Source organism: Streptomyces sp. NPDC029169 (assembly GCF_055563935.1).
Genome location: NZ_JBVHXA010000029.1, coordinates 18109 through 33944, shown reverse-complemented (window position 1 = coordinate 33944; position 15836 = coordinate 18109). Strand labels below are relative to the sequence as shown.

Genomic DNA, 15836 nt, shown 5'->3' with positions numbered 1-15836 from the left:
GCCCGGTTACATTCCGAACCCGGAAGCTAAGCCTTTCAGCGCCGATGGTACTGCAGGGGGGACCCTGTGGGAGAGTAGGACGCCGCCGAACAATCTTTAGCCTCAACCCCTGGACCTCGTCCGGGGGTTGAGGCATTTTTGCGTTTCCGGGACAGGTTCCAGAACAGACGGTCGACCCCTGTGCACTCCGCCATCGTGGCTGAGGGTAAGGTCAGGGGGCATCATTGGCACGTTCCCACAGGAGGCCCCCGGGTGGAGGTCCAGGAGACTCGCGTTCAGACGGACCGGGTCCTCACCATCCCCAACATCCTGAGCATGGCTCGGCTCGTGGGTGTGCCGCTCTTCCTGTGGCTGATTCTCCGACCCGTGTTCGGCGGTCCCAACAGCGATGGCTGGGCCCTTCTCGTACTGATGCTGAGTGGCGTCAGCGACTATCTCGACGGGAAGCTCGCCCGGCGCTGGAACCAGATCAGCAGGCTCGGCCGGCTTCTCGACCCTGCCGCCGACCGGCTCTACATCGTGTCCACGCTCATCGGGCTGACCTGGCGCGAGATCCTGCCGCTCTGGCTGACCATCGCCCTTTTCGCCCGCGAGTTGATGCTGCTGGTGATGGTGGGAATCCTCCGTCGGCACGGCTATCCGCCGCCGCAGGTGAACTTCCTCGGGAAAGCTGCGACTTTCAACTTGATGTACGCCTTCCCCTTGCTGCTGCTCAGTGACGGAACCGGCTGGCTTTCGTCACTCGCCGAAGTTTTCGGGTGGGCCTTCGCCGGATGGGGTACAACTCTGTATTGGTGGGCAGGGATCCTCTACGTGGTCCAGGTCCGCCGACTCGTGAAGGCGGATACCGCGGCCGATTGAGCCCGTCTGTCCTGTGCCGTGCAGCGTCGCCGGCACGAACGTAGGACGCCCCGAGGGCCACTGAGCGGACAGGTGAAGTCGGCAGGACCGTCGTCTCTTCAAGGAGGACGCTTCCGACATGAAGGCCGTCGTGATGGCCGGTGGCGAAGGAACTCGACTTCGCCCCATGACCTCGAGCATGCCCAAGCCTCTCCTGCCGGTGGTGAACCGGCCGATCATGGAGCATGTCCTGCGACTGCTCAAGAGGCACGGTCTCACCGAGACCGTCGTCACCGTGCAGTTTCTCGCCTCGCTCGTCAGGAACTACTTCGGTGACGGCGAGGAGCTCGGAATGGAGCTCACCTATGCCAACGAGGAGAAACCGCTCGGCACCGCGGGGAGTGTGAAGAACGCCGAGGAGGCACTGAAGGACGACGCCTTTCTCGTCATCTCCGGGGACGCGCTCACCGACTTCGACCTCACCGATCTGATCGCCTTCCACAAGGAGAAGGGCGCCCTGGTCACCGTCTGTCTGACCCGTGTGCCGAATCCGCTGGAATTCGGCATCACGATCGTGGACGAGGAGGGAAAGGTCGAACGGTTCCTGGAGAAGCCGACCTGGGGACAGGTCTTCTCGGACACCGTGAACACGGGCATCTACGTCATGGAGCCCGAGGTCTTCGACTACGTCCAGGCCGACGTTTCCGTGGACTGGTCGGGTGATGTCTTCCCTCAGCTCATGAAGGAGGGCAAGCCGATCTACGGCTATATCGCCGAGGGCTACTGGGAGGACGTCGGCACCCACGAGAGCTACGTCAAGGCGCAGGCCGACGTGCTCGAGGGGAAGGTCCAGGTCGAGCTCGACGGATTCGAGATCTCGCCCGGGGTCTGGATCGCGGAGGGCGCCGAGGTGCACCCCGACGCCGTGCTCCGCGGGCCGCTGTACATCGGCGACTACGCCAAGGTCGAGGCCGGCGCCGAGGTGCGCGAGCACACCGTCGTCGGGTCGAACGTGGTCGTCAAGAGCGGTGCGTTCCTGCACAGGGCCGTCATCCACGACAACGTCTACATCGGTCAGCAGAGCAATCTCCGCGGCTGTGTCATCGGCAAGAACACCGACGTCATGCGGGCCGCGCGGATCGAGGACGGGGCCGTCATCGGGGACGAGTGCCTCGTGGGTGAGGAATCGATCGTTCAGGGGAACGTCCGGGTCTACCCCTTCAAGACCATCGAGGCCGGTGCCTTCGTCAACACCTCCGTCATCTGGGAGTCCCGCGGCCAGGCCCACCTCTTCGGCGCGCGGGGTGTCTCCGGGATCCTGAACGTGGAGATCACGCCCGAGCTGGCCGTGCGGCTCGCCGGTGCGTACGCCACGACGCTGAAGAAGGGCGCCACGGTCACCACCGCGCGTGACCACTCCCGGGGTGCCCGCGCCCTGAAGCGAGCCGTGATCTCGGCGCTCCAGGCCAGTGCCATCGACGTACGCGACCTGGAGAACGTGCCGTTGCCGGTCGCACGTCAGCAGACCGCCCGGGGAAGCGCGGGCGGGATCATGCTGCGGACCTCGCCCGGTGTGCCCGACTCCGTGGACATCATGTTCTTCGACGAGCGCGGAGCGGATCTGTCGCAGGCAGGGCAGCGGAAGCTGGACCGGGTCTTCGCACGTCAGGAGTACCGGCGCGCGTTCCCGGGCGAGATCGGCGACCTGTCCTTCCCGGCGAGCGTCTACGACTCGTACACGGGCTCGCTGCTGCGGAACGTCGACACCTCGGGGATCGCCGAGGCCGGGCTCAAGGTTGTCGTGGACGCATCCAACGGCAGTGCCGGGCTCGTGCTGCCGAGCCTTCTCGGCCGGCTCCAGGTGGATTCGCTGACGATCAACCCGGGGCTCGACGAGTCGCGGCCTACGGAGTCGGTGGAGACCCGGCGGGCCGGGCTCGTGCGGCTCGGGGAGATCGTCGCCTCGGCGCGCGCCGCGTTCGGCGTGCGGTTCGACCCGGTGGGTGAGCGGCTGTCGCTCGTCGACGAGCGGGGCAGGATCATCGAGGACGACCGCTCGCTCCTGGTCATGCTCGACCTGGTGGCCGCCGAGCGGCGTTCGGGTCGGGTGGCGCTGCCCGTGACGACCACGCGGATCGCCGAGCAGGTCGCCGCGTACCACGGCACTCAGGTGGAGTGGACGACGACCTCGCCGGACGATCTCACCAGGGTCGGACGGGAGGAGTCCACGATCTTCGGTGGCGACGGGCGCGGCGGGTTCATCATTCCCGAGTTCAGCAGCGTCTTCGATGGTGCCGCCGCGTTCGTCCGGCTCATCGGACTCGTGGCGCGGACCCAGCTCACGCTGAGCCAGATCGACGCCCGTATCCCACGGGCGCACGTCCTGCGGCGGGACGTTGCGACGCCGTGGGCCGTGAAGGGTCTGGTGATGCGCCGGGTGGTGGAGGCGGCCGGCGACCGGTCGGTGGACACCACCGACGGCGTACGGGTCGTCGAGGCCGACGGGCGGTGGGTGATGGTGCTGCCCGACCCGGCCGAGGCCGTCACCCATCTGTGGGCCGAGGGGCCCGACGACACCTCCGCCCAGGCACTTCTCGACGAGTGGTCGAACGTGGTCGACAGCGCAGGTCACTGAACGGGTGAGGCGGGTGAGCCGGGTGGTGTCCGCCGGACGCCGCCCGGCTCTCCGGTGGGGCCATTCGGCGGTAGCACCCCCGACGTGCGACGATGTGCGGCATGTCGCAGCAGCACCCCGTTCGGAGCACCGGAACACCACCCCCGCGCCCGGACGCGTCCATGTCGCTGCTGAACAACGTGATGGACCACGCTCTCGACGACGGCTACGCCGAGGCCTCGGCCCGGCGCGCGGCGGAGGGCGGCGGTCTGCCCCGTACGCTCCGGGCCAAGCTCGGCCTCGCGGCGGGGCTCCTCCTCGCCGCCGCCGTGGTGACCGTGGGCGCCGCGGAGGCGCGGATCTCCGCGCCCGTCGTCGCCAAGGAGCGCCAGGAGCTCATCGACCGGATCGACGCGGAGACCTCGGCGGCCGACGAGCTGGAGCAGGACGTCGAGAAGATCCGCGCCGAGGTGGGGGAGCGGCAGCGCAAGGCGCTCGAACAGCACGGCGGTGACCAGGCCGAACTGGTGGCGCTCCTCTCGGGGGCGACGCCGGTCCGCGGTCCCGGCGTGAAGCTCGTGGTCGACGACGCCAAGGGCACCGAGGAGGGCGGCGGAGGTCCCCGGGAGAGCAGCGGATTCTCCGACACCGGCCGGGTCCGTGACCGCGACATGCAGCGGGTCGTCAACGGTCTGTGGGAGTCGGGGGCCGAGGCCGTCTCGATCAACGGCCAGCGGCTGACCTCGCTCTCGGCGATCCGGGCCGCAGGTGACGCCATACTGGTCGACAACAAGCCGCTGGTCCCGCCGTACACGGTGCTAGCGGTGGGGGACGGGCAGCGGCTGAGCACCGCGTTCCAGGACAGCGCCGACGGACAGTACCTGCACGCGCTGCAGGAGAACTTCGGGATCCGTACCAGCATCTCGGCCGAGACCGAGGTGCGTCTGCCGGCCGCGCCGAGCCTGATCGTACGTACAGCAGTGCCGAGGGGAGCCGGGGCGGCCGACGCCACCGGGCGGGCCACGGCCGACACAGGGAAGGGCACATCTTGATCGCCGTACTGGGCCTGATCGTGGGAGTCGTGGTCGGACTGTTGGTCCGTCCCGAGGTTCCGGCGGTGGTCGAGCCCTATCTTCCGATCGCCGTGGTCGCCGCCCTCGACGCGGTCTTCGGCGGCCTGCGGGCCATGCTCGACGGGATCTTCGTCGACAAGGTCTTCGTGGTCTCCTTCCTGTCGAACGTGGTCGTGGCCGCGCTGATCGTCTTCCTCGGCGACAAGCTGGGTGTCGGCGCGCAGTTGTCGACGGGTGTGGTCGTCGTGCTCGGCATCCGGATCTTCTCCAACGCGGCCGCCATCCGGCGGCACGTCTTCCGGGCGTGACACCGATGAGCAACGACGTGAACCCGGAAACGCCCGAGAACCCGGACGACGACCGGCCTGAGCCCTCGACCCCCGCGGCGCCCGAGAAGGCGTCCGAGAAGCAGCTGACCGGACGGCAGCGTCTTGCCGCCGGGCTGTGGCCGCCGCGGGTGAGCCGCGCCCAACTCATCGTCGCCGTACTGCTGTTCGTCCTCGGTCTGGGTCTCGCCATCCAGGTCCGCTCCACCAGCGACAACAGCGCGCTGCGCGGAGCGCGCCAGGAGGACCTGGTCCGCATCCTCGACGAGCTCGACGACCGCACGCAGCGTCTGGAGGACGAGAAGGCGCGCCTGGAGACCCAGCGCTCCGAGCTGGAGTCCAGCTCGGACCAGGCCGAGGAGGCGCGGAAGCAGACCCAGGAGAAGGAGCGGCAGCTCGGCATCCTGGCCGGCACGGTCGCCGCCGAGGGTCCGGGGATCACGCTGACCATCCGGGGGGCCGCGGCGGCGGTCGAGTCGGACATGCTGCTCGACGCGATCCAGGAGCTGCGCGCCGCCGGCGCCGAGGCGATCCAGATCAACGACGTACGGGTCGTCGCTGACAGCTACTTCACAGGAAGTGGCGGTGACATAGAGATCGATGGAACGAAGGTGACCGCTCCGTACGTCTTCAAGGTCATCGGCAAGCCCGAGGATCTCGAGCCCGCGCTCAACATCCCTGGTGGCGTCGTGCAGACGTTGGAGAAGGAGCAGGCCACAGCGACCGTGGCCCGGTCCCAGAAGATCGTCGTGGATGCCTTGCGACCTGCGAAGCGGCCTGACTACGCTCAGTCGTCCTCGCAGTGAGGCGGGGGTGCATGGCGGCCGTGCGACAAGGGGAAGACGTTGCGGGGGGTCGCCGCACCACATGTGTGGTGCGTGGTGGAAACTGTCGGGTGGATACGGACGTTGTGAGGATGTCCGGTTCGGCAGGTGTGTTCATTCAGGGTTCGTCCTGCCCCACGGGCGGGTCTGTTTCGGTCAAGGGGAATCGCCCGTGAGTTTTTTTGGGAAGTTGTTCGGCAAGAGCGCACGCGAGGACGGCAATGCCAAGCACCGCGCGCCGCGCCATGCCCAGAGCGAGGAGCAGGGTGGCGAACGCCCGCTGTTCCGTGACGAGGTCGACGGCCAGGGCGCGTCGTCTGTTGACCCTGCCGGTGCCGGCCGCATAGGTTTCGGAGAACCATCAACCTCAGGTACGGGTGGAGGGTTCACCCCCGACCCGTATGCGACACAGACCTCTGCGGGTCAGCCGCGGCAGGAGGATGCGTCCATGCCGGTGTGTACGAGGTGCGGTCACCGCAATGCCGCGGACAGCCGCTTCTGCTCCCACTGCGGCACACCGCTGCGGAGCGGGGCGCCCGTGGAGCGCGCGTCCGAGACGACGTCGACGATCTCGATCTCCGGCCTCGAGGCGTACGACGCCGAGGTCACAGGCCAGACCGCGATGCCGTCCCTCTCGCCGGAGGCGCTGGCGGCCGTCGAGGCGCTGCCGGCCGGATCGGCTCTCCTCGTGGTGCGCCGGGGTCCGAACTCGGGCAGCCGCTTCCTGCTGGACAGCGAGCTGACCACGGCCGGCCGTCACCCGCAGAGCGACATCTTCCTCGACGACTTCACCGTGTCCCGGCGCCATGTGGAGTTCCGACGGGCGCAGGACGGCAGCTTCACCGTCGCCGATGTCGGCAGCCTCAACGGTACGTACGTCAACCGTGAGCCGATCGACTCGGCCGTTCTGTCCAACGGCGACGAGGTGCAGATCGGCAAGTACCGGCTGGTCTTCTACTCGAGCCAGCGAGGCGCGTGACGCCTCGGGGAAGTCTTCAGGGAAGGTCCATGCTGCGAACACCGACGGGCGGTGCCGGTCACGGCACCGCCACCGCGGGCGAGCGGCTGGTGAGCATCGGGACGGTGCTGAACCAGCTGCGTGACGAGTTTCCCGAAGTGACCATCTCGAAGATCCGGTTCCTGGAGGCCGAGGGGCTCGTCGAGCCCCGACGGACGGCCTCCGGGTACCGCAAGTTCAGCCCGCAGGACGTGGAGCGGCTCGCTCAGATCCTGCGGATGCAGCGGGACCACTACCTTCCGCTGAAGGTCATCCGGGAGCATCTCGACGCCCTCGCGCGGGGGGAACAGATCAAGCTCCCGTCCCCCAGCCCCCAGCGGGACCTGCTCGACGGCGCCTGGGAGGCGGAGGGTGACCGTCCGACCGCCGCGCGTGTGGGGCGGGCCGAGCTGCTCGCCGCCGCCGAGGTGACCGAGGAAGAGCTCGTGGAGTGGGAGTCCTACGGGCTCATCGCTCCGGGACCCGAGGGCGGCTACGACTCCGAGGCGGTCACCGTCGCCAGACTTGTCGCGGATCTGGGGAGATTCGGTCTGGAACCCCGGCATCTCCGGGCCGTCAAAGCCGCTGCGGACCGGGAGGCGGGACTGGTCGAGCAGATGGTCGCACCGCTGCGCCGGCACCGTAATCCGCAGACCAGAGCCCATGCGGAGGCCACCGCGAAGGAGCTCGCGGGGCTCTCCGTACGGCTGCACGCGGCACTGGTCCAGACCGCGCTCGGGCTCCGGTTGCAGTGATCTTGTAGGGGCCCGACTACCCAAACCGGTCGGGCACGTCCTAGGGTTGCTGTGTGAACGAGCTCGACGTTGTGGGTGTCCGGGTGGAAATGCCCTCGAACCAACCGATCGTGCTCCTGCGTGAAGTGGGAGGCGATCGGTACCTCCCCATCTGGATCGGACCGGGTGAGGCGACCGCGATCGCCTTCGCCCAGCAGGGCATGGCCCCTGCCAGGCCGCTGACGCACGACCTCTTCAAGGACGTCCTTGAAGCCGTGGGCCAAGAGCTCACCGAGGTCCGCATCACCGATCTCCGTGAAGGTGTCTTCTACGCGGAGCTGGTCTTCGCCAGCGGCGTCGAGGTGAGCGCCAGGCCGTCCGACGCGATAGCGCTGGCCCTGCGCACCGGGACGCCGATCTTCGGCAGTGACGGTGTGCTGGATGACGCCGGTATCGCGATTCCTGACGAGCAGGAGGACGAGGTGGAGAAGTTCCGCGAGTTCCTCGACCAGATTTCCCCGGAGGACTTCGGGTCCAGTAGCCAGTAGCCGTGGGCTTGTAGCTGTGGGCTTGATCTGGCCGTCATGCGCGGGGTGCCGTCAGGGCATTCGGATAGCCTTTCCCCGGAGAGGGATACGTGAAACCACTCTCAGGGTGATTATCACTCGGCGTGCCGAGTGTGGCGATCGTTGACGCACCCCAAGTGACTGCCTACCTTCGTGTGGGCAGGTCAAGGACGGAGGGTCGGCGTGATGAGCAGCGGCGACGGTACGGCAGGGGGCTCCCTCGGGCGCGCGCCCGGCGAGAGCGGTCCGTATCCGCTTCACGGCAGTGTGGGCGACTCCGGGGCGGGCGCGGGTGCGGTTGCGGGTGCGCGGATGGCGGGTACGCCGGTGAGTACGGACACGGTCGGGTACCGCGGTCCGACCGCCTGCGCGGCGGCCGGGATCACCTACCGCCAGCTGGACTACTGGGCCCGCACCGGGCTCGTCGAGCCGAGCGTGCGGCCGGCGTACGGATCCGGGACGCAGCGGTTGTACAGCTTCCGCGACGTCGTCGTACTCAAGATCGTCAAGCGTTTCCTGGACACCGGGGTCGCGCTGCAGAACATCCGGGCCGCCGTGCAGCATCTGCGGGCCCGTGGCTTCCGCGATCTGGAGCGGATGACCCTGATGAGCGACGGGGCGACGGTGTACGAGTGCTCCTCGCCCGACGAGGTCGTGGACCTGCTCCAGGGCGGTCAGGGCGTCTTCGGGATCGCGGTCGGCGTGGTCTGGCGCGATGTGGAGGCGGCGCTCTCGCAGCTGCACGGGGAGCGCATCGACACCGGTGAGACGCTCATCGGGCACAACCCGGGTGACGAGCTCGCGCGTCGGCGGCGCGACCGGGCGGTTTGAGCGCTCAGGGCCCCGGCGCGTCCGTATGCGCGTGCGAGTCGATTGTCAGTGGCGTAGGGCAGCATCGGAGTTGTGAGAGCCGCGCCGACGATTCTGCATCTCGACATGGATGCCTTCTTCGCCGCCGCCGAGCAGGCGGCGAAGCCCAGTCTGCGCGGAAAGCCCGTGGTCGTCGGCGGGCTGGGCCCGCGCGGGGTCGTGGCCACCGCCTCGTACGAGGCGCGGCGCTTCGGCGTGCACTCGGCGATGCCGATGGCGCAGGCGCGACGGCTCGCGCCCAACGCGGCCTATCTCGTGCCGCGATTCGGCTTCTACCGGTCGATCAGCGAGCAGGTCATGGAGCTGCTCGGGCGGCTGTCGCCGCTGGTCGAGCCGCTGAGCCTGGACGAGGCCTTCGTGGACCTGGAGGCCGGGGGCGTGGCGGACGACGCCGCGAGCGCCCGGGAGGCCGGTGAGCGGCTGCGCAGGGACATTCTCGCCACCACGGGGCTGACGGGGTCAGTGGGGCTCGCGGGGTCGAAGATGCTCGCCAAGATCGCCTCCGAGGAGGCCAAGCCGGACGGCCTGGTGCTCATAGAGCCGGGGACGGAGCGGGATCTCCTCGGGCCGAAGTCCGTGCGGATCCTGCCGGGGGTCGGGCCGGCCACGGGGGAGCATCTGCGGCGGGCCGGGATGACGACGGTGTCGGACCTGGCGGAAGCAGGCGAGGACGAGCTTGTACGGCTGCTGGGGCGGGCGCACGGGGCCTCCCTGTACCGGATGGCCATGGGGTACGACGATCGGCCCGTGGTGGCCGAGCGGGACGCGAAGTCCGTGTCGGTCGAGGACACCTTCGACGTGGACCTGCACGACCGGGTGCGGATCCGGATCGAGGTTGAGCGGCTGGCCGAGCGGTGCGTGGGGCGGCTGCGGGCGTCGGGGCACTCGGGGCGCACGATCGTGCTGAAGGTCCGGCGCTTCGACTTCTCGACGCTGACGCGCTCGGAGACGCTGCGGGGGCCGACGGACGATCCCCTGGTGGTGCGGGAGGCGGCGGGGCGGCTGCTCGAGGGGGTGGACACGACGGGTGGGGTGCGGTTGCTGGGGGTGGGGGTGAGCGGGCTCGCGGACTACACGCAGGAGGATCTGTTCGCGCAGGCGGCGGACGATTCGGGGGCGGGGGCGGAGGAAGCCCCTGCGCCGGAGGCCGCTGCCGAACCGGAGGAGCCGGTGCCCGCCGAGCGGAGATGGGCGCCCGGGCACGACGTACGGCATGCCGTGTACGGGGCCGGGTGGGTGCAGGGGAGCGGGGTGGGGCGGGTCACCGTGCGCTTCGAGGAGCCGGGGTCGGGGCCGGGGCGGGTGCGGACGTTTCTCGTCGATGATCCGGAGCTGGAGGTGGGGGAGCCGCTGCCGCTGGCGGGGGGCGGGGCGGGCACGGCGGCGGTCGCCTAGTGGGGGTGCGCCCGGCCTCCGGCCGGGCTGGGGTCCCCACCCGCACCACCCGTGCAACTGAGATGACAGAGGTGCGGGTCTTCCCGTGGGGGCTGAGCACCGTCGGCGTCCGCGGGAGGCGCCTGCGGCAGCCTTTGCGCCGCGGGGGAGGTCGGACGCGGCGGCTTCGCGCCGCGGGAGGGCGTGGCGTCGGTGACGGCGGGTCCCCCCATGGGGGCTGAGCGACGCCGTCGGCGGCTGCGGCAGGTTCGCCATGCAGGAGGGTGGCGTGGTGGCGTAGGCGTCTAGCCCTCCGCCTGGCCTGCGACGTGGCCGGGTGTGGACGGCATGCCGTCCAGCGCTCCGCCTGGCCTGCCAGGTGGCCGGGTGGTGGTGGCGTAGGCGTCTACCCCTCCTCCTGGCCTGCCAGGCGGCCGAAGTCGACGTCTGCTGGGGGTGGGGGTGGGAGGGCCAGGCTGTAGTGGCGGTAGAGCTGGAGTTCCTGTTCCGGGGAGAGGTGGCGGCCCACGCCGAAGTCGGGGGCGTCCTTGATCAGGGCGCGCTCGTACGGGACGTGGAGGCCGTCGCCGACCAGTTCGCTCGGCTCCAGCGGGACGAACGCGTCCCGGCTGAAGAGGCCGGTGCGGACCGCCGCCCACTCGGGGACTCCCGTCGCGTCGTCCAGGTACACCTCGTCCACGGTGCCGATCTTGTGTCCGTTGCGGTCGTACGCCTTGCGGCCGATCAGGCTGCGCGGATCGATGTCGGTCTGCACGGTCCCTCCAACTGGTCGCAACTGCTCTACAAACTACGAAAGTGCACATCTGGGATGTCGGCCACTTGAGCGATGGGACCGGGAACCGCGCTGGTAGGCTGGCTGTGGCTGTCGACCCTGTGCGGGAGAGTCCTCCGAAGAAACCTTTCGGAGGCGCCGAAGGAGCAAATCCTCCCCGGAATCTCTCAGGCCCCTGTACCGCACGGACGAGGTCACTCTGGAAAGCAGAGCGGAGGTCCGACGGCGTCCGCTCTCACCGACGGTGAAAACCGGCGTGCCTTTGGCGTGCCGGTGAAGCTCTCAGGTTGAGATGACAGAGGGGGAGGCCGTCCGGGCACCCGCGCCGTGGTGCCCCTCGCAGGTCGTGACGACCAGGAGGCCTCCGTACATGACCGCCCACCGCATTCCGCTCTCCGAACTCGAACAGGGCATCCCGTTCGAGCAGCGGCACATCGGGCCCGACGCCGAAGCCCGGGCCAAGATGCTCGCGCAGGTCGGCTACGGCTCCCTCGACGAGCTCACGGCCGCCGCCGTGCCGGACGTGATCAAGAACGCCGAGGCGCTCGGCCTGCCCGCCGCCCGGACCGAGGCCGAGGTCCTCGCCGAGCTGCGTGAGCTCGCCGACCGCAACCAGGTCCTCGCCCCCATGATCGGGCTCGGGTACTACGGGACCTTTACGCCTCCGGTCATTCTCCGGAACGTCATGGAGAATCCGGCCTGGTACACCGCCTACACGCCGTACCAGCCCGAGATCTCGCAGGGGCGCCTCGAGGCGCTGCTCAACTTCCAGACCATGGTCGCCGACCTCACCGGGCTGCCCACCTCCGGCGCCTCCCTCCTCGACGAGGGCACCGCGGCCGCCGAGGCCATGGCGCTCTCCCGCCGGGTCGGCAAGGTCAAGAACGGTGTCTTCCTCATCGACGCCGACGCCCTGCCCCAGACCATCGCCGTCATCGAGACCCGCGCCGAGCCGACCGGTGTCGAGGTCGTCGTCGCCGACCTCAGCGACGGCATTCCGGCCGAGATCGCCGAGCGCGGTGTCTTCGGCGTGCTCCTGCAGTACCCCGGTGCCTCCGGTGCCGTCCGTGACATCAAGCCGCTCATCGACGCGGCCCACGAGCTCGGCGCGATCGTCACCGTCGCCGCCGACCTGCTCGCCCTGACCCTGCTGGCCTCGCCCGGCTCCCTCGGCGCCGACATCGCGGTCGGAACGACGCAGCGGTTCGGTGTGCCCATGGGCTTCGGCGGGCCCCACGCCGGCTACATGGCCGTCCAGGACAAGCACGCCCGCTCCCTGCCCGGCCGCCTCGTCGGCGTCTCCGTGGACGCCGACGGCAACAAGGCGTACCGCCTGGCCCTGCAGACCCGTGAGCAGCACATCCGCCGCGAGAAGGCCACCAGCAACATCTGCACCGCGCAGGTCCTGCTCGCCGTCATGGCCGGTATGTACGCCGTCTACCACGGGCCCGACGGTCTGAAGCAGATCGCTCAGCGCGTCCACCGGTACGCCAGTGTGCTCGCCGCCGGTCTCACCGCCGGTGGGGTCGAGGTCGTCCACGGCGACTTCTTCGACACCGTCACCGTCCGCGTGCCGGGCAAGGCCGCCGAGGCGGTCGCCGCCGCCCGCGAGGCCGGCGTCAACCTGTACCTCGTCGACGCCGATCATGTCTCTGTTTCGTGTGACGAGACCACTGGGCGCGCTCAGCTCGCCGCCGTCTGGGGCGCCTTCGGTGTCGCCGCCGACATCGAGGCCCTGGACGCCGCCACCGAGGACGCGCTGCCCGCCGGGCTGCTGCGCTCCGACGCGTACCTCACCCACCCGGTCTTCCACGCGCACCGCTCCGAGACGTCGATGCTGCGCTATCTGCGCAAGCTCGCCGACCGCGACTACGCGCTCGACCGCGGCATGATCCCGCTCGGCTCCTGCACCATGAAGCTGAACGCGACCACCGAGATGGAGCCGGTGACCTGGCCCGAGTTCGGTCAGATCCACCCCTTCGCGCCCATCGAGCAGGCTGCTGGGTATGTCACGCTGATTCGTGAGCTGGAAGAGCAGCTTGCCGAGGTCACCGGTTACGACAAGGTGTCCATCCAGCCCAACGCCGGTTCGCAGGGCGAGCTGGCCGGTCTGCTGGCCGTCCGCGCCTACCACCGCGCCAACGGCGACGAGCAGCGCACCGTCTGCCTCATCCCGTCCTCCGCGCACGGCACCAACGCGGCCTCCGCGGTCATGGCCGGCATGAAGGTCGTGGTCGTCAAGACCGCCGACGACGGCGAGGTCGACGTCGAGGACCTGCGCGCCAAGATTGCCCAGTACCGCGACGAGCTGTCCGTGCTGATGATCACCTACCCGTCCACGCACGGTGTGTTCGAGGAGCACGTCGCCGACATCTGCGCCGAGGTCCACGAGGCCGGCGGTCAGGTGTACGTCGACGGCGCGAACCTCAACGCGCTGGTGGGTCTGGCCAAGCCGGGCAAGTTCGGCGGCGACGTCTCGCACCTGAACCTGCACAAGACCTTCTGCATCCCGCACGGCGGCGGTGGCCCCGGCGTCGGTCCGGTCGGTGTGCGTGCGCACCTCGCCCCGTACCTGCCGAACCACCCGCTCCAGCCGAGCGCCGGTCCCGAGACGGGCGTCGGCCCGATCTCGGCCGCCCCGTGGGGTTCGGCGGGCATCCTGCCGATCTCCTGGTCGTACGTGCGTCTGATGGGTGGCGAGGGCCTCAAGCGCGCCACGCAGGTGGCCGTCCTCGCGGCGAACTACATCGCCAAGCGCCTGGAGCCGCACTACCCGGTGCTCTACACCGGTCCGGCCGGGCTCGTCGCCCACGAGTGCATCGTCGACCTGCGCCCGCTGTCGAAGGCAACCGGCGTCAGCGTCGACGACATCGCCAAGCGCCTGATCGACTACGGCTTCCACGCGCCCACGATGTCGTTCCCGGTGGCCGGCACCCTGATGATCGAGCCGACCGAGTCCGAGGACCTGACCGAACTCGACCGCTTCTGCGACACGATGATCGCGATCCGCGGCGAGATCGAGAAGGTCGCGTCGGGCGAGTGGCCGGCCGACGACAACCCGCTGCACAACGCCCCGCACACCGCCGCGGCGCTGGGCGGCGAGTGGAACCACGCGTACACCCGTGACGAGGCGGTCTTCCCGGCCGGTGTCTCGGCCGCGGACAAGTACTGGCCGCCGGTCCGCCGGATCGACGGCGCGTTCGGCGACCGCAACCTCGTCTGCTCCTGCCCGCCGCTGGACGAGTACGACAACTGAGCACAGCGCGGGCCGCGGGCCTGACATGAGTCAGGGCCGGTTCGGAGAGTCTCTCTCCGGGCCGGCCCTTGCGCGTTCCCTCGTACGTGTCGTGCCCGATGCGCCCTGATGTCAGGCGGCGGTCGTCACCCTGCCCGCCGTCAGCGGGCGGTGCGGGGCGATGATCTGGCCGTCCGGCAGCAGTTCACCGGTGTCCTCGAAGAGCAGGACCCCGTTGCACAGCAGGCTCCAGCCCTGCTCCGGGTGGTGCGCCATCAGGCGGGCCGCCTCCCGGTCGGCTGAGTCGGCGGTGGGACAGGCAGGCTGGTGCTGGCACATGGATGGGTTCTTTCGCTGCGTCGTGGTGAGTGTCGTCCTGCGGCTCGCTGCGGTGCTCATGGCCGCCCCCCGTTGTCGGTTCGGTTCTTCCAGTCTTCCCCCACGGACGTCGATCCGCAGGTATTTCACGGCAGCTCTTCCTACTGCATGAAGACGTATCACCCGCGCGAGCGGTTCAGTTCAACTGGGCGGTCTCTTCGGGTGGTTCGGGGTAGCCCTGGTGGGCTAGTCCGTACGGGGAGGGGTGTTCGACGCTGCCGTTCGGACAGTATGGCGCCCCGCGGCGGGATCTGCCGCGGGGCGACTGGGGGGCTCGTCAGGGGTGGATCAGGCCGGCGCCGGGGTGCCGAAGAGCGGCGGGGGTGCCAGCCGCAGGGTGAGGACCGGCAGCAGGTCGGCGACCCGGTGCGGCCGGTGGGCCGCGATGCCGGGCGGAGCCGGGGCCAACGGGACGAGCAGGTCGGCCGGGTCGGGCGAGGAGGAGGCTCCGTCGGCCTCCGTGTCGCCGTGCAGCCACAGCGTCAGCATGTACAGCTCCGGTACGGAGAGCAGCCGCGGCTGGTACGCGGTGGGCAGGGTCTCTGCCTGGTGCAGGGCGCGTTCGGTGGCCGTGACGTAGGGGCCCTCGAAGAAGTGCGAGAAGGACCAGCCGTCGGGGGTGAGCATGGTGTCGGCCGCGGCCACCGCCCGGTCGGTGCCCCGGATCAGGAAGCGCCAGCCGGCCAGCCGCGTGCGCGGTGTCTGCCCGGACGGGACGACCTGGTCCCGTACGTCGAGGACGTGGACGGGCAGGGGAAGCTCGGGGCTCAGTGGCCCCTGGGCGGACCGCAGGGCGGGAGTTCGCGCCTCGCTGACGGCGGTGGGGGAACCGAGAGCCGCGAGGACACTGCGCAGGGCCGGCGCAGGGGCCGGGGAGGGTCGGAGCATGATGGGTCGCCTCTCACTCAGGAGACACGGTGATGCGTGGGCAGGTACGACGGCGCTGTGGGCTGCCGGGCCGAAGGGGCCATGAAGCCATGGCCGGTGCCAACACTCTGCCTCGTCCACGGAGTTTATACGAGACGTGTTCACGCAGTGTTTCCTCTAGCGGTCGCCGATATTGCCGACAAGGCGTCAACCGGCCTTGTTCCAGAGGTGATTCATCGTATTTGTGACACGCGCCGGTCGTCTGCCTGCGAGGACTTCGCCGCCGCGGACGGCCGGATATCGACTCCACGCTTTCCGTGAATATGGCCGCGGAATATGTCCTTT

Annotated in this window: 14 protein-coding genes, 1 rRNA gene and 1 riboswitch; of the genes, 12 read left to right on the top strand and 3 right to left on the bottom strand. The window is 69.5% G+C overall.

Going from position 1 to position 15836, the window contains the following annotated elements:
* The 11 genes from rrf to ACZ4VI_RS33875 all read left to right on the top strand — a co-directional run.
* Positions 1-91: ribosomal RNA gene (gene rrf / locus ACZ4VI_RS33925) — 5S ribosomal RNA — on the top strand; the annotation flags it as partial.
* A gap of 161 nt (positions 92-252) precedes the next feature.
* Entirely contained in the window at positions 253-861 is a 609-nt protein-coding gene (locus ACZ4VI_RS33920; protein ID WP_468005633.1) for a CDP-alcohol phosphatidyltransferase family protein, read from the top strand.
* A gap of 118 nt (positions 862-979) precedes the next feature.
* A complete protein-coding gene (locus ACZ4VI_RS33915; RefSeq protein WP_468005632.1) occupies positions 980-3475 on the top strand; it encodes a sugar phosphate nucleotidyltransferase in 2496 nt (831 codons plus the stop codon).
* 101 nt (positions 3476-3576) lie between these two features.
* Entirely contained in the window at positions 3577-4506 is a 930-nt protein-coding gene (locus ACZ4VI_RS33910) for a DUF881 domain-containing protein (protein ID WP_468005630.1), read from the top strand.
* Complete coding sequence (locus ACZ4VI_RS33905; protein ID WP_015032176.1) at positions 4503-4835, top strand: small basic family protein; 333 nt, start codon at positions 4503-4505, stop codon at positions 4833-4835. The genes ACZ4VI_RS33910 and ACZ4VI_RS33905 overlap by 4 nt, the downstream gene beginning before the upstream one ends.
* Positions 4836-4840: 5 nt before the next feature.
* Positions 4841-5659, top strand: coding sequence for a DUF881 domain-containing protein (locus tag ACZ4VI_RS33900; RefSeq protein WP_468005629.1), 819 nt, complete (start codon positions 4841-4843; stop codon positions 5657-5659).
* Positions 5660-5720: 61 nt separating this feature from the next.
* Positions 5721-6656 carry an FHA domain-containing protein gene (locus tag ACZ4VI_RS33895; protein ID WP_468005628.1) on the top strand — a complete coding sequence of 312 codons (936 nt, stop codon included), beginning with the start codon at positions 5721-5723 and terminating at the stop codon, positions 6654-6656.
* Positions 6657-6685: 29 nt separating this feature from the next.
* Positions 6686-7429, top strand: coding sequence for a transcriptional regulator FtsR (gene ftsR / locus ACZ4VI_RS33890; RefSeq protein WP_468005626.1), 744 nt, complete (start codon positions 6686-6688; stop codon positions 7427-7429).
* Between the two features lie 53 nt (positions 7430-7482).
* Positions 7483-7956 carry a bifunctional nuclease family protein gene (locus tag ACZ4VI_RS33885; protein WP_158985224.1) on the top strand — a complete coding sequence of 158 codons (474 nt, stop codon included), beginning with the start codon at positions 7483-7485 and terminating at the stop codon, positions 7954-7956.
* Between the two features lie 204 nt (positions 7957-8160).
* On the top strand, positions 8161-8805 hold the full coding sequence (locus tag ACZ4VI_RS33880) for a MerR family transcriptional regulator (RefSeq protein WP_468005624.1): 645 nt from the start codon (positions 8161-8163) through the stop codon (positions 8803-8805).
* A gap of 72 nt (positions 8806-8877) precedes the next feature.
* Positions 8878-10239, top strand: a complete 1362-nt coding sequence (locus ACZ4VI_RS33875; protein WP_468005622.1) for a DNA polymerase IV — start codon at positions 8878-8880, stop codon at positions 10237-10239.
* Between the two features lie 385 nt (positions 10240-10624).
* Here ACZ4VI_RS33875 and ACZ4VI_RS33870 read toward each other — a convergent pair whose 3' ends face one another.
* The gene (locus tag ACZ4VI_RS33870; RefSeq protein ID WP_468005621.1) at positions 10625-10993 is read right to left on the bottom strand and encodes a PRC-barrel domain-containing protein; all 369 of its coding nucleotides are present in this window, start codon (positions 10991-10993) and stop codon (positions 10625-10627) included.
* A 112-nt stretch (positions 10994-11105) separates the two neighbouring features.
* A riboswitch (glycine riboswitch) is annotated at positions 11106-11204 on the top strand.
* Between the two features lie 177 nt (positions 11205-11381).
* Here ACZ4VI_RS33870 and gcvP point away from each other — a divergent pair.
* The gene (gene gcvP, locus ACZ4VI_RS33865) at positions 11382-14267 is read left to right on the top strand and encodes an aminomethyl-transferring glycine dehydrogenase (RefSeq protein ID WP_468005619.1); all 2886 of its coding nucleotides are present in this window, start codon (positions 11382-11384) and stop codon (positions 14265-14267) included.
* 111 nt (positions 14268-14378) lie between these two features.
* On the opposite strand, the gene ACZ4VI_RS33860 is transcribed toward gcvP, so the two are convergent.
* On the bottom strand, positions 14379-14585 hold the full coding sequence (locus ACZ4VI_RS33860; RefSeq protein WP_137990635.1) for a DUF5999 family protein: 207 nt from the start codon (positions 14583-14585) through the stop codon (positions 14379-14381).
* A gap of 327 nt (positions 14586-14912) precedes the next feature.
* The gene (locus tag ACZ4VI_RS33855; RefSeq protein ID WP_468005617.1) at positions 14913-15512 is read right to left on the bottom strand and encodes a hypothetical protein; all 600 of its coding nucleotides are present in this window, start codon (positions 15510-15512) and stop codon (positions 14913-14915) included.
* Positions 15513-15836: the final 324 nt, after the last annotated feature.

Excerpts from the sequence above, each read along its gene's own strand:
- ACZ4VI_RS33915 (WP_468005632.1), top strand. The coding sequence starts at position 980 with ATGAAGGCCGTCGTGATGGCCGGTGGCGAAGGAACTCGACTTCGCCCC.
- ACZ4VI_RS33910 (WP_468005630.1), top strand. The coding sequence starts at position 3,577 with ATGTCGCAGCAGCACCCCGTTCGGAGCACCGGAACACCACCCCCGCGC.
- ACZ4VI_RS33900 (WP_468005629.1), top strand. The coding sequence starts at position 4,841 with ATGAGCAACGACGTGAACCCGGAAACGCCCGAGAACCCGGACGACGAC.
- ACZ4VI_RS33895 (WP_468005628.1), top strand. The coding sequence starts at position 5,721 with ATGTGTGGTGCGTGGTGGAAACTGTCGGGTGGATACGGACGTTGTGAG.
- ftsR (WP_468005626.1), top strand. The coding sequence starts at position 6,686 with ATGCTGCGAACACCGACGGGCGGTGCCGGTCACGGCACCGCCACCGCG.
- ACZ4VI_RS33880 (WP_468005624.1), top strand. The coding sequence starts at position 8,161 with ATGAGCAGCGGCGACGGTACGGCAGGGGGCTCCCTCGGGCGCGCGCCC.
- gcvP (WP_468005619.1), top strand. The coding sequence starts at position 11,382 with ATGACCGCCCACCGCATTCCGCTCTCCGAACTCGAACAGGGCATCCCG.
- ACZ4VI_RS33860 (WP_137990635.1), bottom strand. The coding sequence starts at position 14,585 with ATGTGCCAGCACCAGCCTGCCTGTCCCACCGCCGACTCAGCCGACCGG.
- ACZ4VI_RS33855 (WP_468005617.1), bottom strand. The coding sequence starts at position 15,512 with ATGCTCCGACCCTCCCCGGCCCCTGCGCCGGCCCTGCGCAGTGTCCTC.